Genomic DNA, 26,133 nt, shown 5'->3' on the forward strand with positions numbered 1-26,133 from the left:
CTGTTTCAGATGGTTAAATCAGAAAATAAACAGCCGGCATCACCACATCGACGCGGTTGTATCTACGCATCGATAAAAATTCTTTAATCAAACACGCTAATAATGCTCTAAAAACGCTTAACGTCTTACGCCATCTGCTGCGTACGTTATTAAAGCTGCATAAATATTAGTCGTTTAGGTGAGGTAATCATCACCTTGTCAAAAAAGTAGGCATATTATCCTACTTAGTACGCAATGATAGCAGGCAGCATTTTTTGCGGCAATCAGCTTTATACCATCTCATCAATTATCAAAGCATTCTTGCTGGTTAAAATCACTAATAACAGCGCTATAGATTTTGCTGTTAGAACAACTAGCTAACTGTAATCTATGCCTAGTTTTAAGTGTTTTTTCCTGCGCAATATTCTGTTTAGTTAATTAATGGTATTGGTATTACATGCGAGTTGTACCCAAAGTACTCATGAACATAGCATCAAATAGTCATTTGGGTATACAATCATGCCCCATGAATGAAGATAAACCAAAAGTGCATTTCATCGAGATTTCTGATGATTTTGCAGGCCAACGGATCGATAACTTTCTCCGTGCTCGGCTTAAAAACGTTCCAAAAAGCATGATTTACCGCATTTTGCGCAAAGGTGAGGTGCGAGTAAACAAAAAACGTATAAAACCTGAATATAAATTGCAAGATGGCGATCTTGTACGTGTTCCGCCAGTTAAGGTGCCGGAAAAAGAAGCACAAGCGCCGTTAAGTACTAAGCTCGACAAAGTGGCTGAATTAGAATCGTGCATTATCTATGAAGATGATCACATGCTGATTCTGAATAAGCCATCAGGAACGGCTGTCCACGGTGGTAGTGGCCTGAAGTTTGGTGCGATTGAAGCGTTACGTGCGTTACGTCCTGATGCGCGTTTTCTTGAGCTAGTACACCGTATCGACCGTGATACCTCGGGTATTTTGTTGGTGGCGAAAAAGCGTTCTGCGCTACGTCGCCTACAAGAGCAGTTCCGAGAGAAAACGGTGCAGAAGTATTACTTTGCTTTAGTCATGGGGGAGTGGAAAGCTAGCTGTAAAAAAGTCACAGCACCACTGCTTAAAAACGAAGTGAACAGTATTGTACGTGTGAACCCTAACGGGAAAGCATCAGATACCCGTTTTAAGGTACTTGAACGCTTAGATAAGTCGACGCTTATTCAAGCTAGCCCCGTTACTGGTCGAACGCATCAGATCCGTGTTCACTGTCAGTATGCTGGTCATCCTATCGCATGGGATGATCGCTATGGTGACCCGCGATTTGATGCATTTACTAAAAAAGCAGGCCTAGACCGTTTGTTCTTGCATGCTGCCAATATCAAATTTACCCACCCAGGAACGGATGAGGCGATGGATATTAGCGCGCCAATGGAAGCTAAATTACAGCGTGCCGTTGAGAAACTGCGTGTGAAAGGTTAAAGCTAGCGCATTATCGTCAGCGTTAATATTTAGGCGGCGATAATCATGTTCAGGCTGGACAAAGAGAGGTGACTTAGGTCACCTCTCTTTCATTTTGTTGATTTGCTTAGTTGAGATTTATTGGATGTACTCTGTTACAGGATCTGTATACCTTGCTTTTCAAGCATTTCGCGCAAAGCAATAAGGGGTAATCCCACAAGTGTGTTAGGGTCTCGTCCTTCTAGGCGATCAAATAGCACTATGCCTAAGCCTTCGCACATAAAACTTCCGGCACAGTACAAAGGTTGCTCACGTTCAACATAACTTTGTATTTCTTGAGTTGTTAACTCACGGAAATGAACATGGAAGGGTTCGCATGTAACGTCAGATACACCTGTCTTGGCATTGTAAAGGCAAAGCCCGGTATAGAAGGTGACAACTTGACCGCTTGCATTTGCTAATTGGCGACATGCATTTTCAATCGTATGAGGTTTACCTATAATTTCATCATTGATTACACAGACCTGATCTGAGCCTATAATAAGGTGCTCGGGATGGGTAGCGGCACAAGCTTGAGCCTTTTGCTCTGCAAGTCGCATAACGAGTTGTTCTGCGGATTCGTTGCTGAGTGCTTGTTCATCGATGTTTGGACTTGCTGTCTCGAAAGGGTAACCAAACTTTTCGAGCAAGGTTTTACGAAACGGTGAGGTTGACGCTAAAAGCAATGGCTGTGACATGGGGAAATCTCGTTATAGGCTTATGGCCTGTATTCTAATATTATTGCCCTGCATCCGCAGCAGTTGATGAATAAAACAGCACGAAGTGATGGTTATTTCACCGTGTTGAGGTTTGCTCACAAGTGACTCATTGTGCTGCTGAAAGTAAGATATAAACAGGAAATAGACATGTTTTATAACGGTTCACTCGGTAACACTGAGTGAATTGGTTAAAAGCTGGTAATTCACACACATTTCCTTTGACTCAAACAAATTAGAAGGCTAATATTCGCGCCCTATGCAAAAGGTAAAATTACCGTTAACGATAGATATCGTTCGAAGTGCCCAAAAAAGACTCGACTATGATGGCATCATCAAAGCTGAGCTTTTAGAGCGTTTGTCGAAATCTGTCCAGAGCGTAACAAGTGATGCAAACGTCACCTTATCATTTGACTTTGACCAACGTCACCTTGCTTTCATGCGCGGAAGTGCAGATGTTGAAGTGACGTTGACCTGTCAGCGATGCCAGGAAGAGTTCCAACACAAATACGGTGTTGAGTTCTGTTTTAGTCCGCTCCTCAAACCAGAGGCAGTTGATGAGTTCCCGGAAGCCTATGAGCCGGCGGAAGTCGACGAAAATGGCGAGATCAATCTAATTGAAATCATCGAAGATGAGCTGATGTTAGAATTACCACAAGTCGCAATGCATGATGAAGCTGACTGTAAAGCTAGCGGAAACATGACTTTTGGTGAGATCCCCGTTGCTGATGAGCGTCCGAATCCGTTTGCAGTATTGAAAAATCTAAGTAAGTAATTTAACAGGAGTAGGGTTAATGGCCGTACAAAAGAGCAAAAAATCACGTGCAGCACGTGGTATGCGTCGTTCACACGATGCACTAACAACTTCAGCTGTATCTGTAGATGCTGCAAGTGGTGAAACTCACCTACGTCACAACGTGACAGCTGACGGTTTCTACCGTGGCCGCAAGGTTATCAACAAATAAGGTTGAACCTTGAGTGGTCTAACCGTTGCACTTGATGCAATGGGTGGGGATTTCGGTCCTCAAGTAATAGTGCCTGCCGCTGTGCAGGCATTATTACAATACCCAGAGCTAAAAATTATATTCTATGGTGATCAAAGTGCGATCACATCTCAACTATCTCTCCATAATCACGCTTCACACCCTCGAATCAGTATTGTTCATTGCGAACACATCATAGAAAACAACACTCGTCCGTCTCAAGCTTTGCGCCATAGCAAAGGTACTTCGATGCGTATGGCTATTGATGCCGTTGCTGAAAAGCAAGCCGATGCCTGTGTAAGTGCAGGGAATACTGGGGCATTAATGGCGCTGTCACGCTATATATTAAAGCAACTACCAGGTGTTGAACGCCCAGCGTTGGTCTCAGCCATTCCTACAAAGAATCATAATAAAACATGGTTGCTTGATTTGGGCGCGAATGTATCGTGTGACGCCGATACACTGTTTCAGTTTGCTGTGATGGGTTCTGTGATGGCAGAACAGTGCGATATTGAAAAGCCACGGGTTGCGCTTCTTAATATTGGAGAGGAAGAAATCAAAGGCAACGATTTAGTGAAGCGTTGTGCAGAGATGTTACATCAGTCACCAGATATTCATTTTATTGGCTACTTGGAAGGTGATCAGCTTTACTCAGATAAAGCTGATGTTGTGGTTTGTGATGGATTTGTCGGCAATGTTTGCTTGAAAACAAGCGAAGGTGTTGCTGATTTATTTATTTCTAGCTTCAAAAAAGCGGTGAGCAGTAATCCAATAAAAGGTTTATTGGCCAAATGGTTGTTTAGTGACCTATTCCAAAACCTTAAACAGTTGAACCCCGACCAGTATAATGGTGCAAGTCTGCTAGGATTGCGCGGTATTGTGGTGAAAAGCCACGGAAGTGCCGATATTGCAGCTTTTACATATGCCATTGGTGAAGCTGTACACGAGGTCAAACGACAAATACCGAAAAAAATTAGTCGTCGTTTGGAAGAAGTCTTACTCGAGAGGCCTTATTGATTTTCATGAACAGTAAAATTTTAGGTACTGGTAGTTATCTACCAGCGCAAGTGCGTACCAACGCCGATTTAGAACAAATGGTCGATACGACCGATGAGTGGATTGTTGCACGCACCGGTATTCGTGAGCGCCGTATTGCAGCAGTAGACGAAACGGTTGCGGTAATGGGTTATCAAGCATCTTTAAACGCTATCGACATGGCGGGTATTGATAAAGAAGATATCGACTTGATCATCGTTGCGACGACAAGTGCGAGCCATGCATTCCCATCAGCAGCTTGCCAAGTGCAAGGTATGTTAGATATTAAAGGCTGTCCTGCATTTGATATCGCGGCGGCATGTTCTGGTTTCGTATACGCACTTAGCATTGCGGATCAACACATTAAAACCGGTATGGCGAAAAATGTGTTAGTGATCGGCGCGGATGCGTTATCGCACAAATGTGATCCAGAAGATCGTGGCACGATCATTTTATTTGGTGATGCTGCTGGTGCGGTTGTTGTTGGTGCAAGTGAAGAACCTGGCATTCTCTCTACCCATTTGCATGCCGATGGTCACTTTGGTGGTTTGCTGAGCCTAGCAACTCCCGAGCATGGTGAAGCATTTACCGATGATAAATGGCTTTACATGGCGGGTAACGAAGTCTTTAAAGTAGCGGTAACTCAGTTATCTAACTTGGTTAAAGACACGCTAGCGGCAAATAACATGGATAAGTCTGAATTAGACTGGCTTGTTCCGCACCAAGCGAATTTACGTATTATCTCGGCGACAGCCAAAAAGCTATCCATGTCGATGGATCAAGTGGTTGTTACCCTTGATCGCCATGGTAATACCTCTGCAGCAACAGTGCCAACTGCACTGGATGAAGCAGTACGTGATGGCAGAATCCAACGTGGTCAAACCTTACTATTAGAAGCGTTTGGTGGCGGTTTCACTTGGGGCTCTGCGCTCGTTAAGTTTTAATGTTATGGCTGCTGAAGCGTCTGCAGTGGTAACTCTATAAAGAAGCTGAATATTATTCAGTAAAATAAGAATAAGGATTCTCGAATGTCTAAGTTCGCGATTGTATTCCCTGGTCAGGGATCTCAAGCAGTTGGCATGTTAGCTGAACTGGCTGAAAAATTTTCTGTTGTAACCGATACCTTTGCTGAAGCATCTGAAGTATTAGGTTACGACCTGTGGGCTCTGGTTCAAAATGGCCCTGCTGAAGATCTAAACCAAACGCACCGCACTCAACCTGCATTGCTAACAGCATCTGTCGCTATTTGGCGTGTATGGCAGCAAGAAGGTGGTGAACAACCTACTGTTGTTGCAGGTCACAGCCTTGGCGAATATTCAGCTCTTGTATGTGCTGGTGTGATTGATTTTAAAGATGCGGTGAAATTGGTTGAGCTACGTGGCCAACTAATGCAAGAAGCCGTGCCTGCTGGTATTGGCGCAATGTCTGCGATTATCGGCTTAGATAACGATGCGATTGCGAAAGCGTGTGAAGAAGCAGCGCAAGGCCAAGTTGTATCGCCTGTAAACTTTAACTCGCCTGGCCAAGTGGTTATTGCGGGTAATAAAGAAGCAGTAGAGCGCGCAAACGTGCTGTGTAAAGAAGCGGGCGCTAAGCGTGCACTTCCACTACCTGTTTCTGTGCCATCGCACTGTGAACTAATGAAACCTGCTGCTGACAAACTAGCAGTAGCGCTAGAAAATGTTGAATTTAAAGCACCTGCAATCCCTGTGATTAACAATGCAGATGTGGCAACTGAAACCGATCCTGCTGCCATTAAACTGGCGCTTGTTAAACAGCTATATGGTCCAGTACGTTGGACTGAGTCTGTAGAACGCATGGCGGAAGACGGTATTGAGCAGTTGCTAGAAATGGGTCCTGGTAAAGTACTTACTGGCCTAACAAAGCGTATTAATCGCGCACTTGGTGGTTCTGCTGTTAATGATGTTGCTTCTTTTGAGGCTACAAAATAACTGAATAGTTATTGCATTACCCACTAAGTAGTATTAGTTAAAGAGGAATAACAATGAGCCTGAAAGGTAAAATTGCACTGGTAACAGGTGCGAGCCGTGGTATCGGTCGTGCGATCGCTGAAATTTTAGTCGAGCGTGGCGCAAAAGTAATCGGTACTGCAACATCTGAAAGTGGTGCAGAAGCAATCAGCGCTTATTTAGGTGAAAACGGTAAAGGTCTGGCACTAAACGTTACATCGCCTGAGTCGATTGAAACGGTTCTCAAGCAGATCAAAGAAGAGTTTGGTGACGTTGACATTCTTGTTAACAACGCTGGTATCACGCGTGATAACTTGCTAATGCGTATGAAAGATGACGAATGGCAAGACATCATGGATACTAACCTGACTTCAATTTTCCGCCTGTCTAAAGCGGTATTACGTGCCATGATGAAAAAGCGTCATGGCCGTGTTATCAGCATTGGCTCAGTCGTTGGTACTATGGGTAATGCAGGTCAGACTAACTATGCCGCAGCAAAGGCTGGTTTGATTGGCTTTACTAAGTCGATGGCGCGTGAAGTGGCTTCTCGTGGTATTACAGTCAATGCTGTAGCACCTGGTTTTATCGAAACCGATATGACAAAAGCGCTGAATGATGACCAACGTGCTGCTACACTAGCAAACGTACCTGCAGGTCGCCTAGGTGATCCACGTGAAATCGCGGCAGCTGTTGCTTTCCTTGCATCTGACGATGCGGGTTATGTGACAGGTGAAACGTTGCACGTAAATGGCGGCATGTACATGATTTAACCAATAAAGTTGTAAAACTTGATGATGCAAGTCAAACTCATCGTATTTTCATGCAAAATCGTGGTTTGACCAGCACTGTGAGAGTTGCAACTTTTGTAGTAATGAATAAACTACAGCAAATCGCATTAGCGAATTCTTGTTTTAAGGAAATAGATTAATGAGCAACATCGAAGAACGCGTAAAAAAAATCATCATCGAGCAACTAGGTGTAGACGAAGCTGAAGTTAAGAACGAAGCTTCTTTTGTTGATGATCTAGGTGCTGATTCACTAGATACAGTTGAACTAGTAATGGCTCTTGAAGAAGAATTCGATACAGAAATTCCTGACGAAGAAGCTGAAAAAATTACAACAGTTCAAGCTGCAATCGACTACGTTGTTGGCGCTTCTGAGTAATTAAGAACACCTCAAGGCGGTCACCATGACCGCCTTATTTCTTTTGTATATCCCTGTTTAAACCCTCAATTCCCGGAGAGATAGATCGTGTCAAAGCGTCGCGTTGTTGTTACTGGCATGGGAATGCTGTCGCCTGTAGGCAATACAGTTGATTCTTCATGGAAAGCACTGTTAGCTGGTACTAGTGGTATTAGCAATATTGAGCATTTCGATGCAAGTGCTTTTGCTACCCGTTTTGCGGGTATGGTGAAAGACTTCAATTGTGAAGAATACATGACTAAGAAAGATGCTCGTAAAATGGATTTGTTTATCCAATACGGCATTGCGGCTGGCGTTCAGGCTCTGAAAGACTCTGGTTTTGAAGTTACTGAAGAAAATGCACCGCGTTTCGGTGTAGCTATTGGTTCTGGCATTGGTGGTCTTGGCCTTATTGAAGCCAACCATCGTGCATACATGGAAAAAGGTCCGCGCAAAATTAGCCCGTTCTTTGTTCCATCTACAATTGTAAATATGATCGCTGGCCACATGTCTATCATGCATGGTCTACGTGGTCCAAACATTGCGATTTCTACAGCGTGTACAACAGGCCTTCATAACATTGGCCATGCTGCACGTATGATCGCTTACGGCGATGCAGATGCAATGCTAGCAGGTGGTGCAGAGAAAGCATCAACTGAACTAGGTATGGGCGGCTTTGCAGCTGCAAAAGCACTGTCTACTCGCAATGATGATCCACAAGCAGCTTCTCGCCCATGGGACAAAGACCGTGATGGTTTTGTTCTTGGTGACGGTGCTGGCATGATGGTACTGGAAGAGTACGAACATGCGAAAGCGCGTGGTGCTAAAATTTACGCTGAGCTTGTTGGCTTTGGTATGAGTGGTGATGCTTACCACATGACTTCACCAAGCGCAGACGGTTCTGGCGGTGCACTAGCGATGGAAGCATGTATCCGTGATGCGGGTATTAATGCGGATAAAGTTGGCTACATCAATGCACACGGTACATCAACACCTGCAGGTGATGTGGCTGAAACGCTAGGCATCAAGCGCGCAATGGGCGCAGCGGTGAACGATGTCTTGGTATCATCAACAAAATCAATGACTGGCCACCTTCTTGGTGCTGCGGGTTCTGTTGAAGCTATCATCTCTGTGATGGCACTGGTTGACCAAGCGGTTCCACCAACAATTAACCTTGAAAACCCTGACGAAGGCTGTGATTTAGACTACGTTGCGGGCGAAGCACGTCAGGTTAACCTAGAGTACTCACTATGTAACTCATTTGGTTTTGGCGGCACAAACGGCTCATTGCTGTTCAAGAAAATTTAATTGTAACCTGTTATCATAAAGCGGCCCGGTATTCTTACCGGGCCGTTTTTTTTGTGCGAAAGATAGTGAGCAAGTGAATATGACCCGCATAAATGGATCTGATGTTGAGCATATAGCAGTGACAGACCGCGCTATACAGTACGGTGATGGTTGCTTTTCAACCATTTTGGTGGAAAGTGGAAGACCGAAACTTTGGCCTTTGCACCAAGCACGGTTTGTGAAAACACTGGCAGCTTTATTTATTCCAGAGCCTGATTGGCGAGCGGTATTACTTCAGGTAGAAACCTTTGCAGCGGATTTTGTCGATAAAGGTGTGGTCAAAGTATTAATTAGTCGCGGTAGCGGTGGCCGAGGTTATAGCCTGACAGGGTGTCAGTCGCCTAGCGTGGTTATTTCACATTTCCCCTTTCCTGCGCATTATCATGAATGGCAACACGCTGGCATTCAGCTTGGTGTTTGCGAGCAAGTACTAGGGCTTTCACCTATGCTTGCTGGTTTTAAGCACCTTAATCGCTTAGAGCAAGTTCTCCTTAAACAAGAGATAGAATCTCACCAATGGCTAGATGCAGTAGTATGTGATGTGCAGGGGCACGTCGTGGAAACGTCGGCATCGAATATCTTCTGGCGTAAAGACGATACCTTGTATACCCCAGATTTATCGATGGCAGGCGTGTGTGGTGTAATGCGAGAGCATGTTATTGGGTTAATTGAAGATTCACCCTATTGTCTGGAGATTGTAAAATCACCACTGACTGCATTGCTTTGCGCAGATGAAGTCTTTATTACTAATGCCTTAATGGCGTTAGTGCCTATTAAAAAAATCAATGAACATTCTTTTACTGAGCGTACTGCGCTTAATGAGTTGAACAAGAGGTTGTATTCGTGTTGAAGAAGTTATTGTTAGTTATCGTGGTGTTAGCGATGGCTGGCGCAGGTGCTATTGGTTGGTCGTATCAACAAGTTGTGGCATCGCTGTCACAGCCTGTCATAAACACGGAAACGACATTATTTACGGTTACACCAGGCTCTAGTTTTAGAGGCGTATTGAACCAACTTGATCGTGCGAAAATTATTAAGCAAACCCGTTGGACGCGCTGGGTGGTTAAATTAGACCCAAGGTTAGCACAAGTAAAAGTGGGGACTTACCAAATTCCCACTGATCTGACCTTGCATGGTGTATTAGCACTCCTAACAAGTGGAAAAGAGCATCAGTTTGCGATCACTTTAGTTGAAGGTGATCGCTTCTCTGATTGGCTCGCTCAGCTCAGCCAAGCACCGCATATTAAACACGCGACGGAAGGCATGACGGAAGCGGAGATTGCAAAAGCCATTGGTGCCAACGGTAAAAAATTAGAAGGGTACTTGTTGCCGGAAACCTACCACTATACGGCAGGTACAACCGATATCGAAGTGTTACGCCGCTCGTACAGAGCGATGGATAGCTTATTAGAAGCAGCATGGCAGAAGCGTGATCAGGCGATCCCTTTAAAGAGTCAGTATGAAGCCTTGATCATGGCGTCGATTATCGAGAAGGAAACCGCAGTCGATAGCGAACGCACATTAGTGTCTTCGGTCTTTATGAACCGTTTAAACAAAGGCATGCGCCTACAAACGGACCCAACGGTTATCTATGGTATGGGGGATAATTACAAAGGTAATATCCGCAGAAAAGATTTGCGTACACCGACACCTTATAATACCTACACTATCTTCGGTTTACCGCCTACACCGATTGCGATGCCGAGTAAGGCCTCGGTATTGGCTGCGATGAAGCCAGAGAATAGCAATTATTATTATTTTGTCGCGGATGGTAATGGCGGTCATAAGTTTTCTAAGTCACTCCGTGAACACAATCGCGCAGTTCGCGCCTATCTAAAAACATTAAGAAAGTAATGAACGGTAAATTTATTGTAATTGAAGGCCTTGAAGGGGCTGGTAAAAGCACCGCTATCAATCAAGTTGTGGCGACATTGGCAGCCAAAGGGATCCATGATCCGCAGTCTACTCGTGAGCCTGGCGGTACACCGCTTGCAGAACAAATGCGTACTTTGGTTAAAGAAGGCCATCCTGATGAGCCGTTAACCGACATGGCTGAACTGTTACTGCTTTATGCTGCACGTATTCAGCTGGTGGATAATGTGATTAAACCAGCGCTGAATGCTGGTCGCTGGGTGGTTGGTGATCGTCATGATATGTCATCGCAAGCTTATCAAGGTGGTGGTCGCGGTTTTGATAAAGTATTAATGGAAAACCTGCGTGACACCGTGCTGGGTGATTTCCGTCCCGACTTTACTATTTATATGGATATTGATCCTGTCTTGGGGCTGGAACGCGCGCGTGGCCGTGGGGAACTCGATCGTATTGAACAAATGAACATTGATTTCTTCCATCGCGCTCGTGCTCGTTTTCTTGAATTAGCAGAAAATGACGACAGTGTTGTCATTATCGATGCTAGCCAAACGTTAGCAGCGGTTACGGCTGACATTACTACAGCGTTAACGCAGTGGTTGGAGACACAGTAAATGTTATACCCGTGGCAAGACGCGCTATGGCAACAATGGCAGCTATTACTGGGTCAAGGTCGCTTACACCATGCGATTTTACTGACAGCTGCGAAAGGGAGTGGGCGTGGTGCTTTAGCCAAGCACCTAGCGCAAACTGTCTTGTGCCTAAATGGTGGTAATGAACCGTGTGGTTTGTGTCATGCTTGCCAATTATTCGATGCACAAACACACCCTGACTTTCACTGGATAAAGCCAGAGCAAGACGGTAAGCAGATCAGTGTGGATGCGGTGCGTAAGTGTAATCGCTATGCGGTTGAAACTTCACAGCTTGGTGGAAAGCGCGTTATCTTCATTGAGTCAGCCGATGCGCTCGGTGAAGCGGGGGCGAATGCAATTCTAAAAACATTGGAAGAGCCACCTCAAAACTGTCAGTTCATTCTAACCGCGCAGTCGCTTGATAGCTTATTACCAACGATTGTGAGTCGTTGTAATAAGTGGCGCTTAAGCGTGCCTGACGAAGCTCAAGCGAAGCGCTGGGTGGAACAGCAGTTAATGCAATCTATTAAAGCCGAATCTGTACGCCTTAATTGTGGCGCACCATTGGCTACACTTGCGTTTGTTGAGCAAGGGCAAGATATACGTCACGGTAAATTGATTGAGGCGTTTGCCGCTTTTTTACAGCCACCAAATGTAGGTTTGTACGATGTGGCTGGTTTGTGTGCCAGTGAAGGTGCGGTAAGTTTGCAGTGGTTAAGCTTTTTCTTGCTTGATTGCATCAAGTTCCAGCAAGGTGCTGCCGGGTATCTCGTGCACCAAGAATCTGCCACTTGGGTTGAACAAGTCGCACGCACAGTACCTATTGCTGTGTTGATCCGCCAAGCTAGACAGATCAATCAACTCCATCAACAATTACAAAAACACACAGGACTCAACAGTGAGTTATTGATTGTTGAATGGCTAAGTACTTTTTTGAAAGAAGAATAAAACAGAGGAATTTAACGTGTTAGTGGATTCACATTGTCACCTTGACAAACTTGATTACGAACAACTGCATACAGGGATTGATGATGTGTTGGCAAAAGCCAAAGCGCGCGGGGTTGAATACTTTTTATCGGTAGGGGTTACGCTACGCAGTTTCCCGACCATGATGGAAATGATTGAACCCCATGACAATGTGTTTGCATCTTGTGGTGTTCACCCATTAGATATTGATTCAGGCCTAGATTATGAACAGTTTAAAACCTATGCTCAGCATGAACGTGTTGTCGCGATTGGTGAGACTGGCCTTGATTACCACTATCAGCCTGAAACAGCGCAAGCACAGCAAGATATTTTCCGTCAGCACGTGCGTGTTGCGGTAGAGCTGAATAAACCGCTTATCATTCATACACGAATGGCACGTGAAGATACCATGCGCATCTTACGCGAGGAGGGGGCTGAGAAGTGCGGCGGGGTATTACATTGCTTCACTGAAAGCCTGGAAATGGCGCAAGAGGCTATTGAGCTTGGCTTCTACATTTCGATTTCTGGTATTGTCACTTTTAATAAAGCCAGCGAGCTTAAAAATGTTGTCAGTAAGCTGCCATTAGAACGACTACTCGTTGAAACAGACTCCCCTTATCTTGCCCCGATCCCGTATCGAGGAAAAGAAAATCAGCCAGCCTATGTGAAAGAGGTTGCTGATTACATTGGCTTGCTTAAAGGTGTCTCTGGCGAAGAAGTCGCCAAAGTGACGACAGAAAACTTCTTTAAACTTTTTTCGCGCGCTAAAAATAAATAACTGAAATCAGAGGGGGTTATGTCCCTCTGGTTGTAATGTTTACTTGTTTTGTTGATAATTCGCTGGTGGCATACCTATAACTGGCGAATTATCAGACAAACCAGCTAAAACCTCTCTAAATGTAGTTTTGTTACGTAAAATAACAAGCGTTACAAGATTGAAAACTGCATAAAAATCCCTATTTTTATGTTTTATCTTTTCATATGTCCTTTCTTATCAATTAGTTACCTTTGTTTTCTGCCTTTGTTTCTTGTGTTTAAACGCAGAATGCAACTGTGATCTATATAATGTTTTGAAATTATATTTCAGGCTCTATTAGTATTTATGATTGTCATCAAGTTATATTTGCAGCCGCATTTTATACTGATGCCGAAATATATAAAAAAGAGGTCTAGCATTATGGCTACGGGGGTATGCCGCTAGTACCGATTTAAATCAAACAATACATCTCACTCAGGAGCACAATATGTTTAAGAACCTATTTGCAAACCTACAGAAAGTCGGTAAGGCGCTTATGCTGCCTGTATCGGTTCTGCCGGTTGCGGGTATTCTACTAGGTGTTGGTGCCGCTAACTTTAGCTGGCTACCAGAAATCGTTTCACACATCATGGAACAAGCGGGTGGTTCCGTGTTTGGCCAAATGCCACTACTATTTGCAGTAGGTGTTGCACTAGGCTTTACAAACAACGACGGTGTTGCAGGCCTTTCTGCTATCGTTGGCTACGGTATCATGGCTGCTACGCTAAGCGTAATGGCGACAGTAATGGGCGTTGACAGCATCGATACGGGTGTTCTTGGCGGTATCCTTGCTGGTGGTGTAGCTGGTTGGGCATTTAACCGCTTCTTCCGTATTCAGCTTCCTGAATACCTAGGTTTCTTTGCGGGTAAACGTGCTGTGCCAATCATCACAGGTTTCGTTTCTATCGCACTAGGTGTTGTTCTATCTTTCATCTGGCCACCAATTGGTAGCGCGATTGCTTCATTCTCTGACTGGGCTGCAAACCAAAACCCAGTAACAGCGTTTGGTATTTACGGTGTTGTTGAACGTTCTCTGATTCCTTTTGGTCTTCACCACATCTGGAACGTACCTTTCTTCTACGAAGCAGGTAGCTGTGTAAACAACGCTGGTGAGCAAGTAAACGGTATCATGACTTGTTTCCTAACTGCGGATGACGCTTCACGCGCTGCTGGTAACGGTTTCGGTCAACTTGCTGGTGGTTACCTATTCAAGATGTTCGGTCTTCCTGCTGCTGCAATCGCGATTGCACACTCTGCGAAGCCTGAAAACCGCGCTAAAGTTATGGGTATCATGGCTTCTGCTGCGCTTACATCTTTCCTAACAGGTATTACTGAACCAATTGAATTCTCTTTCCTATTCATTGCGCCAGTACTTTACGGAATCCACGCACTTCTTTCTGGTCTAGCATACGTGCTGACTAACTCACTAGGTGTTGTACACGGTCACACGTTCTCGAACGGTTTCATTGACTTTGTGGTTCAGTCTCCTCGTGCAGAAAACATGTTGCTACTTGTTGGTCTAGGTATCGCTTACGCGGCTCTTTACTACGTAGTCTTCCGCACTGTAATTCGTACGCTTGACCTGAAAACACCTGGCCGTGAAGATGAAGATGAATCATCAGAAGCTGCTTCAACAGGTACTGAGTTAGCGAAAGATCTCGTAATGGCATTCGGTGGTAAAGACAACATCACTGGTCTTGATGCGTGTATCACTCGTCTACGTGTATCAGTAGCAAGTGTTGAAAACGTAAACCAAGATAAACTGAAGAAACTAGGTGCAGCAGGTGTTGTTGTTGCAGGTAGTGGTGTTCAAGCTATCTTCGGTACTAAATCTGATAACCTGAAATCAGACATGGATGAGTGGATTCGTAACAACTAATACGAATTAACCATACATCAATATCTAGGGAAGCTTCGGCTTCCCTTTTTTATGCCTTTCTTTTATGGAGCTGCTGGATAACTTGTTTTAGATGACTTGTTTTAAACGACCAGAAGAAGAGTGGGCGTTTTAATGCCTTGCTTCTCGGATGGAATAAGAGATGAGAGAGAATAGATTGCAATATCGAGCTTACAAGCGGCTCCAACACAGGAAAGAGAATAATATAGGCAAGGCTAACAAGATGTAGCGAAGGTAAATAAAACGCTTAGAAGCGCTTGTAGCGGCCGAAAGAGAGCATTAGACGCACTTAGTCAGGCGGGCTTTGATAGTGCTGGAAGCGGTGCGATAACAGCGATATACGGTATCGCTGTTATCGAGTGAGTACGTATGTCTTACAGAGAAAGGAAAAATAACATGAGAAAAGGGACTAACAAACTTAAAATGAAACCGCTAACAATGGCGATAGGCACACAGCGAATACCGCCACAGTTTTGGATTACCGGAAGCGTAAAGTCCATTGCTGTGGCACCTGCGTAGCCAATGGCTGTACTTGGATAACGGCGAATGACTAAAGGTATCAAGGTGAGTGCAACTAATTCTCGTAGAAGCTCGTTTAAGAAGGCTGCGCCACCATAAACAGGGCCTAGCCCATCTCCCATCAAGATCCCTGCCAAAGAGTACCAGCCGAATCCAGAGGCCATTGCAAGACCATTCTTCAAAGGGATGCCAAGGATCAATGCTGCAATTAAACCACCCAGTAGAGAGGTCACAATAATAACGGCAGCAATTAGCATCCCATTCTTATTCAATAAGATTTGCTTTAGTGTCATGCCACTATTTCGCAGCTGAATCCCGATTAAAAATAACAACAGTAATAGGATAGCTTCGCTTGCGGTGTCGACCCACGAAAGATCCATCCCTAGCATTAAGCCAACGGCTAACCCAGCCGCGACAACGAAAATCAAACGGACAGATTCCATCATCATTTCTTTAAAAGGCAATTTTTTGTGTTGTAGCTCGGTTGCAATAGGGAGCAGTTTATCAATAAAAGGAAGGGCAACGAGGTTACAGGCACTGATCGCAATAAAGAAGGTTGCGGTATAGAGCAAGATTTGATGAAGGTTCTGGCTAAGATTATCAAGACCTGCAAGGCTTAACCCCATCAGTCCAAGAATAACCAAGACCAATCGACTGGTTTGTTTGTTGATGAATTCCAACAGTGTTCCGTTACTGATAGGAATTAAGTACCCCACAATAAGAGGTAGGAAAATATAAAGCATCCCTGAAAACATACAGTTCCTTGCGCCTAGAATAAAAGTTAACGAGCAGTATGTTTAGGCACCATAAGTGAAAGCTTATTACTAAAACAAGCTTTTTAAATGGGAAGCATAACAAGAAGCTGCTGATTTTCTGTAGATTATCAACAGCGTCTAAATAGGGCAATCAGAAGAAGTGATTCGAAAGGTTAAAGGCCGCTATTTTGCATTGCTTTTTTAGTCATGCCTGAGAACTCAGTATCTGAAATATTGGTAAGTTCGTACATTAGCTCAGCACCATTAAGATCTAATTCGATTTCGTGGGTCTCGATGCTAGAATCATTGTTTCTAAACATGAGCAAGTGACTTGCCATGCGTGCAATCTCAAGATAATAGCTGTTATGACTTTCTGGGTAATTATGCGGTTTGGTATTGGTTGCCACAGCAAGGAAGTCATCGTCAAACCCCCAATGTTTGAGTACGGTTTCACTGCTTTTATCACAGCAGTTTTCAAAAACGTACTTGGCGACATCAAGATCTAAGTAGTTACCTGAATCAAGGTACGCTTGATATTCATGTACTAAACCAAATAACCCTATATCAGCAAGTAATCCCGCTAATAGGCATTTATCAACTTCGAGCTTATTTTTATGTAGGTTTTTATCGGGAAGGCGGCTACCAATTACGGCCATGGTTGCTGCTAGTTGGCGCGAGTTTTGTGCACTCTGCTTTAGAATGGTATTGCATTCAAGGCTGAAGTTTGCATTGTTCTTTAGCTCTTGAATGGCGTATACGGCGACAATATCACGTACGCGGTGGATACCTAATCGAGAAACAGCGGTGAAAATATCATGGCAAATGACATTACGTCGGTTAAATATGACGGTGTTTGATGTCTTGATGATTAGCGCGGTAATACTGGGATCATCGAGCAGCAGATCAGCGACATCACGTACGGTGGTTTCTTCTTGTTTGCAAAGGTCAAGTAGCCGAGCGAGGACTTCAGGGATAGGAGGTAAAATAAGGCGATTATGAAGGATGGCGTCCTTAACAAGCGCACAAAACTCAGATTCGAGTCCTTTTACAATTTTATTATTTTCAGGTTTTAACCAAAAAAAAGAGACATGATCCATAGAGAAAAAAACTTGGCAGCTAGCGATTAACCTTATCAATAACACAGCCGTACAAAAGACGGTAACCTTAAATTAAACTTTGTGATAAATCAGTCTAAAGGGGATGTCTTTTGGCGATTCTTTATCCGAGTTGGAAAAGCTTGAGTAAAAAACGGATGGTGAGTTTTGGTGAATCTTGCGCGATTAATAACTGTTTATAATGTACTTCAATAGGAACGATTTCTATCCAACGTTGACACACCCAACTGATATCATCGTAGTCTTGCGTGTCATAGTTCGCTCTGGTTTCAGGGTTTGAAGCAAAATACTCTTTTAGCTTTTCAGCTAAACATTCAGTCGCTGAATTTGTAGGTAACAACGACCAGCGAGCCATGGTTGTTGCTTCACCACTGAGTAAACCATCGAACTCGTGATATACCGCTGAGAGCTTCATGTTGTCTAGTCCTTCAACAACAATGTTGACAAGGCCTGCTTCTGATTGGTTAAAGTCGATGATCTTTGTGAGTGTGACGATAGCGGGCAAGTTTTTGACAGGATCGGCTTGTGTCCCTTCATTTAACATACAAAGGGCAAATTGACGTTTCCCTGCCAAGGCCTCTCTCATCATTCGTACATAGCGACTTTCTATTATATTAATTTCTAGTCTTCCTCTTGGTAACAAATGATGGGTATGAGGCATCAATGCTATTTTGATCATTCTGATGTCCCTTGTTGCTATCGCTTAAAGTCCGCGTGTTATAGCTGTTATCTTTCCTTTAGCGTGACGTTTACATATTTTTAGTCGTAAAGTTACTCGCTATATTAGTTATAACGTGCTGATTATTAGTGCTTTATGTTTTTTATTTATTGATGTCTACTCAAATAATCATAGACGCTAGCGAGTTTTCCTGCCCATGAATATATAAAACTGTCAATAGTGCTAAGGTGTTTTGCATCTCAACTTAACGCTTCATTTTGGTCTGTTTTTGTCTCTTTTCCCTTTTTTCGCATCGCATAATATGCGTAAAATCTCATACTGACTAAGTATTTTGTTGCATATGTGGAGATAGTTAGGTCGATATGGCATAGTCAAATTGTTGACACGGTAATTTAGTTCAATACGGACGCGCTCACCGCTTATTTTTAAAGAGAGAGAACAGTTATGTCGTTTAAGGAAGAATATTTCACCTACCTCAGTGGATTTGGCAAGTATGAAAAACGCTCAATGTTTGGTGGGATGGGGATCTTTATTAATGGGGCTATGTACGCAATTATTACTAATAAGTCATTGTTTTTAAGGGGTGGTGAGGCGCTTGATGATCGTTTGAAACAGCTTGGTTGCGTTAAGTTTAAACACATCAAACGTAGCACAACAGCAATTGTAAATTACTATGACATTACGCCGCTATTTAATCAGTCTCGCGAGTTGAGTAATGAACTGGTTGAGCATTCGATTCAAATTGCCCGTCAAGATAAAGTTGAGAAAGCGGCAGACAAAAACAAGCGTATACGAGATTTGCCTAACATGCGTTTGACCTTAGAACGCATGGTAAAAAAAGCGGGTGTTAACGATGTGGCGAGCTTTATGGAGTTAGGGGCTTCTGAGGTATTTTGCAAAGTACGCCAGGTACACGGCCAAGATTTAGATATTAAGTTATTGTGGATGTTTGCTGGCGCAGTACAAGGTTGCCATTGGACGTTGTTAAACGATGATCAGAAGTCGAGTTTATTGAGTGCTGTCGATTAGTCTCTTTTTAATGTTACTGATTTAATGGCCACTGCATCAGTAGTGGCTTTTTGTTGTTATAATGAAAGCATACGCATTTATAACTAAGAATATCAATAATGTATGCAGCTTCCTAAGTTAACAGGTTCCGTCCTTTCTGGTTTACATTGCTTTTTGATCGCTGCCGATCAAATGAGTTTTACCCGTGCCGCAGAAATTTTATGCCTCACACAAAGTGCTGTTAGCCATAAAATTAAGAATCTTGAAGATAGTCTTGGGGTTCAACTTTTCATTCGCCAGCCTCGAAAACTCTTGTTAACCGAAGAAGGGAAGCGTTTGAAGGCCGTTGTCGCGCAAAATTTTGGTGATATTGCCCATGAATTGCGTGACTTAAAAACCTTAGAATTAAGCGGTGATTTTAATGTCTCGGTTCCCCCTACGTTTGCCCAGACTTGGCTATTACCGCGTTTAAAGCATTTTATCGATAAGTACCCAGCATTACGTTTTCATTTACGCACTCGTAATGATTTGGTTGATTTTCAAACTGAGTCATTTGATTGTGCTATTTATTTTGGCCATGGGAAATATGCAGGTTTACATTCTGAAAAGCTAATGGATGAAAGTATGGTGCCAGTCTGTAGTCCACAGTATGCCCAAGAATATTACTTACATAATAACCCTGACTTATTAATGAACTGTATGCTGTTACATGACGCGGCGCCTTGGGCGCGTGCTGGACGTAATGATGAGTGGCAATATTGGGCACAAACCAATGGTATCCAGCTGCCAGAAAATAGTTGTACTTTTGATCGTGCCGACTTGGCATTGCAAGCGGCTGAAAATGGTTTAGGAATTGCGATGGGACGACATTCTTTTGTTGCTCAACAGCTAAAAGATGGCCGATTAGTCATCCCTTTTGATATGGCAGTTCAGTCTCCCTTGAGCTATTACGTTGTTTGCCGACAAGACGCCACGATTTCACCACGCATTAAGGCCTTTCAGCAGTGGCTACACAGTGAAATTGCTGAATTTTGATGGTTCGAACTCGATAGTGACTTGCCCTTATATCACTCGGTAGTGATAATAGTGCTATAAGTGTTACCAAGATTAATGATGGAGAATCAATGGCCAAGTTAAGCCTACAAGAGCAAATGCTTAAAGCTGGTTTAGTTGATAAAAAGAAACTAAAAAAAGCAGCGAAAGGGTCGAAAAAATCACGTGTTCAAGCGCGTGAAGCGAAAGCGGCTGTTGAAGCAAACCGTGCCGCTCAGCTAGAGCAAGATAAGAACCTAAATCGTCTAAAGAATGAAGAAGTTCAGAAAAAAGAATTTCAGGCGCAGGTTAAACAACTTATCGAGATGAACCGCATCGATCGTAAAAATGGTGACATCGGTTATAACTTTACTGACGGTACGTTAGTGAAGAAGATTTATGTTGATAAAACGATGCAAGATCAACTAGTACGAGGTCGCTTAGCGATTGTTCGCCTGAGCGACAGTTACGAAGTGATTCCTAGTGTGGTTGCCGATAAGATTGCGCAGCGTGATGAATCAAGTATCGTACTGAATAACGTTGTTGAAAACGATGAGCCAGATGAAGATGATCCGTATGCAGACTTTGTGATCCCTGATGATCTGATGTGGTAACTATCGCTTCTAAATATTGATGGAATATCAATTCAAGCCTCGACTCGTCGGGGCTTTTTTCATTTTAGGGGGATAAAGAAGGTAAAGTAAATTTGACGTCAAGCTATTGTGCGCTATAATCGAACGCTGTTTTGATAGGGTTAAGTTTGGTTGGTAATAAGTGAATGAAAATATTTAGTCTTCTGATGGTCACGCTGTTTTTTTATGTTGTAATACCATCTGCAATATTTGTTTTAGCGTCTTACTTCAATGAGATCATAGTGATTATTGGAATCATACTTTATCTCTGTTGCGCTCCAAAGTTAGTAAAAGGTACCAAATGGTTAGCGGGAAGAAGAGATGTACCGTCAATCATTGGCTTAGTTGGATTAATCATTATTATTGCTCAAGCAAACTTTACTTTTCTTTTTTGGATGATGCTTTACTTGTAATAATGTACAGCTAAATAGTGAAGGTACTCGTATTCCACGGGGTCTAGTCGGCAAATTAGCCGTTATAGAGATTGATATAAGCCCTGAAAAATCAAGGCTTATTGGTTTTGGTGAAAGTAAAGACTATTTAGTCTCTGGGCTCACTTCAATATGGTCATTAATGATCACTGCACAAGCAGCATCCCCTGTAATATTGAGCGCAGTACGTATCATGTCGAAGATACGATCTAGGGCGAAGAGTAGTGGTAAACCTTCGATTGGGATCCCCGCCGATAGTAATACAGCCACTACTAAGAAAGAGGGCCCAGGTACACCGGCTTGTCCGACGGCACCCAATGTTGAAGTAATAATAATGGCGATATAGGCACTCATCCCTAGATCAACATTGAACATTTGCGCAAAGAAGATGGCGACTAAACCATAGTAAATCGCATTACCGCTCATGTTGATGGTTGCACCCAGTGGCAGCACAAATGAGGCGGTTGAATTTTTGACATTCAGTTCTTCTTCACACACTTCCATCGTAACAGGCAGCGTTGCCATCGAAGAAGCCGTTGACAGTGCGACAGCCTGTGGTTTTTTCATTACAGATAGGAATTTCAGTGGTGAAGTTTTACTGAACACCTTGATCATTAATGGGTAAAACACAAAGCCGTATATTAAAATCGCCACTACGTAGACAACGAACAGCTTAAACACCACCATTAAGGCACTAAAACCAAATGTGCCCACCGCATCTGCCATTAAGCCAAATACACCCAGTGGTGCAATTTTCATAACAACATTGATCATCCAAACCATGGCATCAACAATGGCATTCACACCGTTGATCAAAGGTTCACGACGATCTTTTTCTAACTTAGAAACAGCAATACCAAAGAATAAGCAGAATACTAAAATTTGGAGGATATTGGCTTCGTTTAATGATTGGAAAACATTGGTTGGGATCATACCAAGCACCGTTGCCCAGAATGAAGGTAAGTCACCTTTGTCGGCATATGCATTGGAAAACATGCCTTCCACCCCAGAAAGATCAACACCTACACCAGGTTGGAACATCTCGCCCATAAAAAGTGCAAGGGCTACGGCGACAGCTGAGGTAAAACCAAAAAAACCAAGCGTTAATAACCCGACTTTACCAGCGGCTGAACTGTTACCTAACCCTGCGGCACCAGAAATGATAGCGACAGCAACTAATGGGATCACCAGCATTTTAATTAAGTGGATAAAGATACTGCCAAGTGGCGCAAAAATACTTGCCGTAGGCCCCATCATCGCACCCACGAGGGTTCCCACAACCATCGCGATGACGACTTGAACGCCAATATTATTTAAAAGTCCTTTGTTTTCTAACACTTTCGATACCTCTGTCGTGTCTACATTTAATTGTGCAATAAGCCACTAACGAGACTTATTGAGAGTAGAGCATTGTGTTGTATTTGTTGTAATTGTTAGCTCTATGTTTTGCGAGTATGTTTTTACATGTAATCACAGTGCAGATCAATTAATAACTTAGCTGTTTTGTTTTTAAATTGCTTTTTGATTGGGTTTGGTGTGCTACATGAATGTTACGATTTTGTCGTGGTGATGGGTAATTGAAGTATAGTGGGGAAGAATTAATAAAGTAGATAAAAATCGGGTAGTCGAGTCATTAATGTGATCGGGTACGATGTTGATAAAAAACAGGCTATAGAAGTCGGGTATCCATAGCCTGTTGAGATTCTTTTATCAATTTAGCGTTGAGTTGCCGCTTTCATTGGTGAGACAAAATTAGCGAGTTTGCTAAGCATACTTGCATGATTATCAAGGTTGTTTTCAATGATCTTAACAACGGCTGAGCCTGAGATTGCGCCAGCGGCTCCTGCTGCTACGGCTTCTTTCACTTGCTCTGGGGTTGAAATACCAAAACCAAGAATGGCTGGTGGTGCATTATGTTTTTTCAGGTTTTCGAGTAGGTGACCAACAGGCATGCCTGCTTTGGTTTCGGCACCTGTAACACCCGCACGAGAGAGTAGGTAAGTGTAACCGCCGCCTAACTCAGACACGGTTTTTAATGTGGCTTCGTCAGCATTAGGTGGCGCAATAAAAATAGGGTGAACGCCGTGTTTTTCTGCCGCAGCACGAAAGTCTGCAGACTCATCTACAGGTACATCAGCAATCAGTACCGAATCAACACCTGCTTTCGCACATTGTTGGTAAAATTTATCGATACCGGCTGAAAATACCAAATTGGCATACATGAGCAAGCCAATTGGCAGATCTGGGTATTTAGTACGGATCTGCGTGATCATGTCAAAGCACACAGCTGGCGTGGTACCTGATTCAAGTGCACGGATAGTAGCGCCTTGAATGGTAGGGCCATCAGCTAAAGGATCAGAGAAAGGAATACCGAGCTCAAGGGCATCTGCGCCTGATTCAACCAGCGTGTCGATAACGCGCATTGATTGCTCTGGTGTTGGGTCTCCAATCGTCACGAAAGGAACAAAAGCGCCTTGTTGTTTTTCTGCCAATTGACTGAAAAGTTGTTGATAACGATCCATTACAGCGCTCCCTTTGCTTCAAGAATGTCGTGAACGGTGAAGATATCTTTATCGCCACGGCCTGATAGGTTCACAACCAGTAGTTGTTCTTTTTCTGGGTTTTCTTCAATCATTTTCATGGCATACGCGAGTGCATGTGCCGATTCTAGTGCTGGGATTATGCCTTCTTTACGGGCAAGTAGTTGAAAAGCATCTAATGCTTCATCGTCGGTGACTGCGCCGTATTGCGCACGGCCAATGGCATTAAGGTGTGCGTGCTGTGGGCCTACCGATGGGAAATCAAGGCCGGCAGAAACTGAGTATGACTCTTCAACTTGGCCATGTTCATCTTGCATCAATGGTGCTTTCATGCCAAAGAAAATACCCAGTTTACCGTGTTTAAGTGGTGCGCCGTGCATATTAGTATCTAAGCCTTTACCTGCAGGTTCGACACCAATTAAGCCAACCTCTTCTTCTTTGATAAAATCAGAGAACATGCCAATGGCGTTAGAGCCGCCACCTACGCAAGCAATCACTGCATCGGGGAGGCGACCTTCTTTCTCTAAGATCTGGGCTTTGGTTTCTTCACCTATGATGTGCTGGAATTCACGCACTATGGTTGGGAATGGGTGAGGGCCTGCTGCTGTACCAAGTAGGTAGTGCGCCTTGTCGTAGCTTGCAGACCAGTCACGCATTGCTTCATTACAGGCATCTTTCAATGTGGCAGAGCCTGAATGTACAGGAATTACTTCTGCGCCCATTAACTTCATACGGAAAACATTAGGGCTTTGACGCTCTACATCTTTAGCGCCCATGTAGACACGGCATTTTAAATCTAATAATGCACACGCGAGTGCTGTCGCAACACCATGTTGACCAGCGCCTGTTTCTGCAATGATTTCACGTTTACCCATACGCTTAGCAAGCAGGGCTTGACCAAGCACTTGGTTGGTTTTGTGTGCACCGCCATGAAGCAAATCTTCACGCTTGAGGTATAGCTTGGTTTTTGTATCCTTGGTCAGGTTCTGACAAAGGGTTAGGGCGGTCGGGCGACCAGCATATTCCTTTAATAGTGAGATGAACTCAGCCTGAAAGCTCGGGTCTTGTTGTGCTTCAATAAAAGCGTCTTCCAACTGATCAAGGGCTGGCACCAAAATTTGAGGGACGAACTGGCCACCAAATTCGCCAAAGTAGGCATCTAATTTGCTCATATTATTTATTGTCCTTAATGCTTTTGATTGCCGCAAATGCCGCAGCCAATTTTGTTTTGTCTTTTTTACCAGGTGCACTTTCAACACCAGAATTGAGGTCTAAGCCACGGCAACCTAATTGCGTTGCTTCACTGACATTGTCAGGGGAGAGGCCGCCTGCTAGCAGAATATTGGCTCTGTCAGCCTCTGAGATAATCGACCAATCGAACGCTTTGCCTGTGCCGCCAGTTTGCTGACCGACTTTGCTATCGAGAAGGTGTTTATCGACTTGCCATCGAGCAAATTCAGGCAGGGTGTCGGTAACACCATGGGCTTTCCAGATTTCACACTCAGCAGGAAGATTGGCCTTTAACGTTTGCACATAGTCAGGTGTTTCATCACCGTGCAGTTGTACAGCTGCAAGTGTTAGCGCATGCGCCGCTTTAGAAACTTGTTCTGGGTCTGCATTTTGGAAGACACCGACATATTTCAGTGGTGCACCGCTCATGATCATACGGGCTTGTTCAACATCAACGTGACGAGGTGAGGCAGAAACAAAAATTAAGCCGCCGTATACCGCGCCACTTTGGTAGGCTGCAGCGGCATCATCGGCGTGTGTCAGCCCACAGACTTTGTTTTCACCTATAAGCACTCGACGAACGGCAAGCTCTAAGTTGTCTTCAGACATTAATGAACTGCCGATTAAAAAGCCGTTTGCGTAAGCCGCTAACTCGCGTACTTGCTGGTTGGTGTAAATACCTGATTCAGAAATAACAATAGTGTCTTCACTTAAACGGGGCGCTAGTTGTTTGGTTCGTTCTAGGTCTATGCTTAGATCGCGCAAGTTACGGTTGTTGATACCCACAACGTTTGCTTTTAGTGCGATTGCACGTTCAAGCTCTGCTTCGTTACTGACTTCCGTCAGTACCCCTAATTTTAGTGTTTCTGCTACGTTAGCTAAGGTGCGGTATTCCTCATCGGATAGCACTGACAACATCAGCAAAATAGCATCGGCTTGGTAGTGGCGAGCAAGGTAGACCTGGTATGGGTCGATCATGAAGTCCTTACACAGCACAGGTTGCGTCACTTGGCTTCGTACTTGCGGTAGAAAATCAAAGCTGCCCTGAAAGTATTTCTCATCGGTAAGTACCGAGATCGCGCTTGCATGATTTTTGTAAACTTGAGCAATGTAATCTAGGTCAAAGTCATCACGAATCAGCCCTTTAGAAGGGGATGCTTTTTTGCATTCTAAAATGAATGCAGGCTCTTTATTTGCTAATGCGTCGTAGAAGCTACGGTCACTGTGGGAAAGCGTATCGATGAAGCTTTCCAGCGGTTGTTCTACCTTACGAGCCTCTACCCAGATACGTTTGTCGGCAACAATTTTTGCGAGAACAGTTTCCATGA

The 26,133-nt window shown here is 43.8% G+C and carries 26 protein-coding genes; 18 read left to right on the forward strand and 8 right to left on the reverse strand.

Annotation, left to right across the window (positions count from 1 at the left end):
- The first annotated feature begins 505 nt into the window (after positions 1–505).
- Positions 506–1,453: a 23S rRNA pseudouridine(955/2504/2580) synthase RluC gene (gene rluC / locus L4C35_RS05235; RefSeq protein ID WP_428461873.1), complete on the forward strand. Its 948-nt coding sequence runs from the start codon at positions 506–508 to the stop codon at positions 1,451–1,453.
- Positions 1,454–1,587: 134 nt separating this feature from the next.
- On the opposite strand, the gene L4C35_RS05240 is transcribed toward rluC, so the two are convergent.
- Complete coding sequence (locus tag L4C35_RS05240; RefSeq protein ID WP_428461874.1) at positions 1,588–2,169, reverse strand: Maf family protein; 582 nt, start codon at positions 2,167–2,169, stop codon at positions 1,588–1,590.
- Between the two features lie 277 nt (positions 2,170–2,446).
- Here L4C35_RS05240 and yceD point away from each other — a divergent pair, with 277 nt between their 5' ends.
- The 14 genes from yceD to ptsG all read left to right on the forward strand — a co-directional run bounded on the left by yceD (position 2,447) and on the right by ptsG (position 14,846).
- Positions 2,447–2,962 (forward strand): 23S rRNA accumulation protein YceD, encoded by a 516-nt coding sequence (yceD, locus tag L4C35_RS05245; RefSeq protein WP_428461875.1) that lies wholly within the window; start codon positions 2,447–2,449, stop codon positions 2,960–2,962.
- A gap of 19 nt (positions 2,963–2,981) precedes the next feature.
- Positions 2,982–3,152 (forward strand): 50S ribosomal protein L32, encoded by a 171-nt coding sequence (gene rpmF, locus L4C35_RS05250; RefSeq protein WP_048897003.1) that lies wholly within the window; start codon positions 2,982–2,984, stop codon positions 3,150–3,152.
- Between the two features lie 9 nt (positions 3,153–3,161).
- A complete protein-coding gene (gene plsX / locus L4C35_RS05255) occupies positions 3,162–4,187 on the forward strand; it encodes a phosphate acyltransferase PlsX (RefSeq protein ID WP_428461876.1) in 1,026 nt (341 codons plus the stop codon).
- 5 nt (positions 4,188–4,192) lie between these two features.
- A complete protein-coding gene (locus L4C35_RS05260) occupies positions 4,193–5,149 on the forward strand; it encodes a beta-ketoacyl-ACP synthase III (RefSeq protein ID WP_428461877.1) in 957 nt (318 codons plus the stop codon).
- Positions 5,150–5,233: 84 nt separating this feature from the next.
- Positions 5,234–6,157, forward strand: coding sequence for an ACP S-malonyltransferase (gene fabD / locus L4C35_RS05265; protein WP_428461878.1), 924 nt, complete (start codon positions 5,234–5,236; stop codon positions 6,155–6,157).
- 53 nt (positions 6,158–6,210) lie between these two features.
- Positions 6,211–6,945, forward strand: coding sequence for a 3-oxoacyl-ACP reductase FabG (gene fabG, locus L4C35_RS05270; RefSeq protein WP_428461879.1), 735 nt, complete (start codon positions 6,211–6,213; stop codon positions 6,943–6,945).
- A 157-nt stretch (positions 6,946–7,102) separates the two neighbouring features.
- Positions 7,103–7,339, forward strand: a complete 237-nt coding sequence (gene acpP, locus L4C35_RS05275; RefSeq protein ID WP_016961388.1) for an acyl carrier protein — start codon at positions 7,103–7,105, stop codon at positions 7,337–7,339.
- 87 nt (positions 7,340–7,426) lie between these two features.
- Entirely contained in the window at positions 7,427–8,665 is a 1,239-nt protein-coding gene (gene fabF, locus L4C35_RS05280) for a beta-ketoacyl-ACP synthase II (RefSeq protein WP_428461880.1), read from the forward strand.
- A gap of 79 nt (positions 8,666–8,744) precedes the next feature.
- The gene (pabC, locus tag L4C35_RS05285) at positions 8,745–9,554 is read left to right on the forward strand and encodes an aminodeoxychorismate lyase (protein ID WP_428461881.1); all 810 of its coding nucleotides are present in this window, start codon (positions 8,745–8,747) and stop codon (positions 9,552–9,554) included.
- Complete coding sequence (mltG, locus tag L4C35_RS05290) at positions 9,548–10,558, forward strand: endolytic transglycosylase MltG (RefSeq protein ID WP_428461882.1); 1,011 nt, start codon at positions 9,548–9,550, stop codon at positions 10,556–10,558. The genes pabC and mltG overlap by 7 nt, the downstream gene beginning before the upstream one ends.
- Positions 10,558–11,187: a dTMP kinase gene (gene tmk, locus L4C35_RS05295; protein ID WP_428461883.1), complete on the forward strand. Its 630-nt coding sequence runs from the start codon at positions 10,558–10,560 to the stop codon at positions 11,185–11,187. Before mltG ends, tmk begins: the two co-directional genes overlap by 1 nt.
- Positions 11,188–12,153: a DNA polymerase III subunit delta' gene (holB, locus tag L4C35_RS05300; protein ID WP_428461884.1), complete on the forward strand. Its 966-nt coding sequence runs from the start codon at positions 11,188–11,190 to the stop codon at positions 12,151–12,153.
- A gap of 16 nt (positions 12,154–12,169) precedes the next feature.
- Entirely contained in the window at positions 12,170–12,949 is a 780-nt protein-coding gene (locus tag L4C35_RS05305; RefSeq protein WP_428461885.1) for a TatD family hydrolase, read from the forward strand.
- A 466-nt stretch (positions 12,950–13,415) separates the two neighbouring features.
- On the forward strand, positions 13,416–14,846 hold the full coding sequence (gene ptsG / locus L4C35_RS05310; RefSeq protein WP_428461886.1) for a PTS glucose transporter subunit IIBC: 1,431 nt from the start codon (positions 13,416–13,418) through the stop codon (positions 14,844–14,846).
- 392 nt (positions 14,847–15,238) lie between these two features.
- Here ptsG and L4C35_RS05315 read toward each other — a convergent pair whose 3' ends face one another.
- The 3 genes from L4C35_RS05315 to L4C35_RS05325 form a co-directional block, all read right to left on the reverse strand.
- On the reverse strand, positions 15,239–16,138 hold the full coding sequence (locus L4C35_RS05315; RefSeq protein ID WP_428461887.1) for a LysO family transporter: 900 nt from the start codon (positions 16,136–16,138) through the stop codon (positions 15,239–15,241).
- 173 nt (positions 16,139–16,311) lie between these two features.
- Positions 16,312–17,235, reverse strand: coding sequence for an HDOD domain-containing protein (locus tag L4C35_RS05320; protein ID WP_428461888.1), 924 nt, complete (start codon positions 17,233–17,235; stop codon positions 16,312–16,314).
- A 121-nt stretch (positions 17,236–17,356) separates the two neighbouring features.
- Positions 17,357–17,932 carry an LON peptidase substrate-binding domain-containing protein gene (locus L4C35_RS05325; RefSeq protein ID WP_428461889.1) on the reverse strand — a complete coding sequence of 192 codons (576 nt, stop codon included), beginning with the start codon at positions 17,930–17,932 and terminating at the stop codon, positions 17,357–17,359.
- Positions 17,933–18,376: 444 nt separating this feature from the next.
- On the opposite strand from L4C35_RS05325, the gene L4C35_RS05330 reads away from it, so the two are divergent.
- The 3 genes from L4C35_RS05330 (at position 18,377) to L4C35_RS05340 (ending at position 20,586) form a co-directional block, all read left to right on the forward strand.
- Complete coding sequence (locus tag L4C35_RS05330; protein ID WP_428461890.1) at positions 18,377–18,961, forward strand: TfoX/Sxy family DNA transformation protein; 585 nt, start codon at positions 18,377–18,379, stop codon at positions 18,959–18,961.
- 102 nt (positions 18,962–19,063) lie between these two features.
- Entirely contained in the window at positions 19,064–19,975 is a 912-nt protein-coding gene (dsdC, locus tag L4C35_RS05335; protein ID WP_428461891.1) for a DNA-binding transcriptional regulator DsdC, read from the forward strand.
- 89 nt (positions 19,976–20,064) lie between these two features.
- Positions 20,065–20,586: a DUF2058 domain-containing protein gene (locus tag L4C35_RS05340; RefSeq protein ID WP_428461892.1), complete on the forward strand. Its 522-nt coding sequence runs from the start codon at positions 20,065–20,067 to the stop codon at positions 20,584–20,586.
- Positions 20,587–21,140: 554 nt separating this feature from the next.
- On the opposite strand, the gene L4C35_RS05345 is transcribed toward L4C35_RS05340, so the two are convergent.
- From L4C35_RS05345 to trpCF, 4 genes are all read right to left on the reverse strand, one after another.
- Positions 21,141–22,412 carry a dicarboxylate/amino acid:cation symporter gene (locus tag L4C35_RS05345; RefSeq protein ID WP_428461960.1) on the reverse strand — a complete coding sequence of 424 codons (1,272 nt, stop codon included), beginning with the start codon at positions 22,410–22,412 and terminating at the stop codon, positions 21,141–21,143.
- Positions 22,413–22,750: 338 nt separating this feature from the next.
- Positions 22,751–23,557 carry a tryptophan synthase subunit alpha gene (trpA, locus tag L4C35_RS05350; RefSeq protein ID WP_428461893.1) on the reverse strand — a complete coding sequence of 269 codons (807 nt, stop codon included), beginning with the start codon at positions 23,555–23,557 and terminating at the stop codon, positions 22,751–22,753.
- Complete coding sequence (trpB, locus tag L4C35_RS05355) at positions 23,557–24,747, reverse strand: tryptophan synthase subunit beta (protein WP_428461894.1); 1,191 nt, start codon at positions 24,745–24,747, stop codon at positions 23,557–23,559. Before trpB ends, trpA begins: the two co-directional genes overlap by 1 nt.
- 1 nt (position 24,748) lies before the next feature.
- A complete protein-coding gene (gene trpCF / locus L4C35_RS05360) occupies positions 24,749–26,131 on the reverse strand; it encodes a bifunctional indole-3-glycerol-phosphate synthase TrpC/phosphoribosylanthranilate isomerase TrpF (protein WP_428461895.1) in 1,383 nt (460 codons plus the stop codon).
- Positions 26,132–26,133 lie beyond the last annotated feature (2 nt).

The sequence above is a fragment of the Photobacterium kagoshimensis genome (assembly GCF_050337045.1).
Lineage (GTDB): Bacteria > Pseudomonadota > Gammaproteobacteria > Enterobacterales > Vibrionaceae > Photobacterium > Photobacterium kagoshimensis.

What these genes read in the sequence shown, in the direction of transcription:
- fabG (WP_428461879.1), top strand. Translation starts at nt 6,211, where the DNA reads ATGAGCCTGAAAGGTAAAATTGCACTGGTAACAGGTGCGAGCCGTGGT.
- rluC (WP_428461873.1), top strand. Translation starts at nt 506, where the DNA reads ATGAATGAAGATAAACCAAAAGTGCATTTCATCGAGATTTCTGATGAT.
- L4C35_RS05240 (WP_428461874.1), bottom strand. Translation starts at nt 2,169, where the DNA reads ATGTCACAGCCATTGCTTTTAGCGTCAACCTCACCGTTTCGTAAAACC.
- tmk (WP_428461883.1), top strand. Translation starts at nt 10,558, where the DNA reads ATGAACGGTAAATTTATTGTAATTGAAGGCCTTGAAGGGGCTGGTAAA.
- trpA (WP_428461893.1), bottom strand. Translation starts at nt 23,557, where the DNA reads ATGGATCGTTATCAACAACTTTTCAGTCAATTGGCAGAAAAACAACAA.
- fabD (WP_428461878.1), top strand. Translation starts at nt 5,234, where the DNA reads ATGTCTAAGTTCGCGATTGTATTCCCTGGTCAGGGATCTCAAGCAGTT.
- L4C35_RS05325 (WP_428461889.1), bottom strand. Translation starts at nt 17,932, where the DNA reads ATGATCAAAATAGCATTGATGCCTCATACCCATCATTTGTTACCAAGA.
- trpB (WP_428461894.1), bottom strand. Translation starts at nt 24,747, where the DNA reads ATGAGCAAATTAGATGCCTACTTTGGCGAATTTGGTGGCCAGTTCGTC.
- trpCF (WP_428461895.1), bottom strand. Translation starts at nt 26,131, where the DNA reads ATGGAAACTGTTCTCGCAAAAATTGTTGCCGACAAACGTATCTGGGTA.
- yceD (WP_428461875.1), top strand. Translation starts at nt 2,447, where the DNA reads ATGCAAAAGGTAAAATTACCGTTAACGATAGATATCGTTCGAAGTGCC.
- L4C35_RS05330 (WP_428461890.1), top strand. Translation starts at nt 18,377, where the DNA reads ATGTCGTTTAAGGAAGAATATTTCACCTACCTCAGTGGATTTGGCAAG.
- holB (WP_428461884.1), top strand. Translation starts at nt 11,188, where the DNA reads ATGTTATACCCGTGGCAAGACGCGCTATGGCAACAATGGCAGCTATTA.
- L4C35_RS05340 (WP_428461892.1), top strand. Translation starts at nt 20,065, where the DNA reads ATGGCCAAGTTAAGCCTACAAGAGCAAATGCTTAAAGCTGGTTTAGTT.
- acpP (WP_016961388.1), top strand. Translation starts at nt 7,103, where the DNA reads ATGAGCAACATCGAAGAACGCGTAAAAAAAATCATCATCGAGCAACTA.
- L4C35_RS05260 (WP_428461877.1), top strand. Translation starts at nt 4,193, where the DNA reads ATGAACAGTAAAATTTTAGGTACTGGTAGTTATCTACCAGCGCAAGTG.
- L4C35_RS05315 (WP_428461887.1), bottom strand. Translation starts at nt 16,138, where the DNA reads ATGTTTTCAGGGATGCTTTATATTTTCCTACCTCTTATTGTGGGGTAC.
- pabC (WP_428461881.1), top strand. Translation starts at nt 8,745, where the DNA reads ATGACCCGCATAAATGGATCTGATGTTGAGCATATAGCAGTGACAGAC.
- rpmF (WP_048897003.1), top strand. Translation starts at nt 2,982, where the DNA reads ATGGCCGTACAAAAGAGCAAAAAATCACGTGCAGCACGTGGTATGCGT.
- ptsG (WP_428461886.1), top strand. Translation starts at nt 13,416, where the DNA reads ATGTTTAAGAACCTATTTGCAAACCTACAGAAAGTCGGTAAGGCGCTT.
- L4C35_RS05320 (WP_428461888.1), bottom strand. Translation starts at nt 17,235, where the DNA reads ATGGATCATGTCTCTTTTTTTTGGTTAAAACCTGAAAATAATAAAATT.
- dsdC (WP_428461891.1), top strand. Translation starts at nt 19,064, where the DNA reads ATGCAGCTTCCTAAGTTAACAGGTTCCGTCCTTTCTGGTTTACATTGC.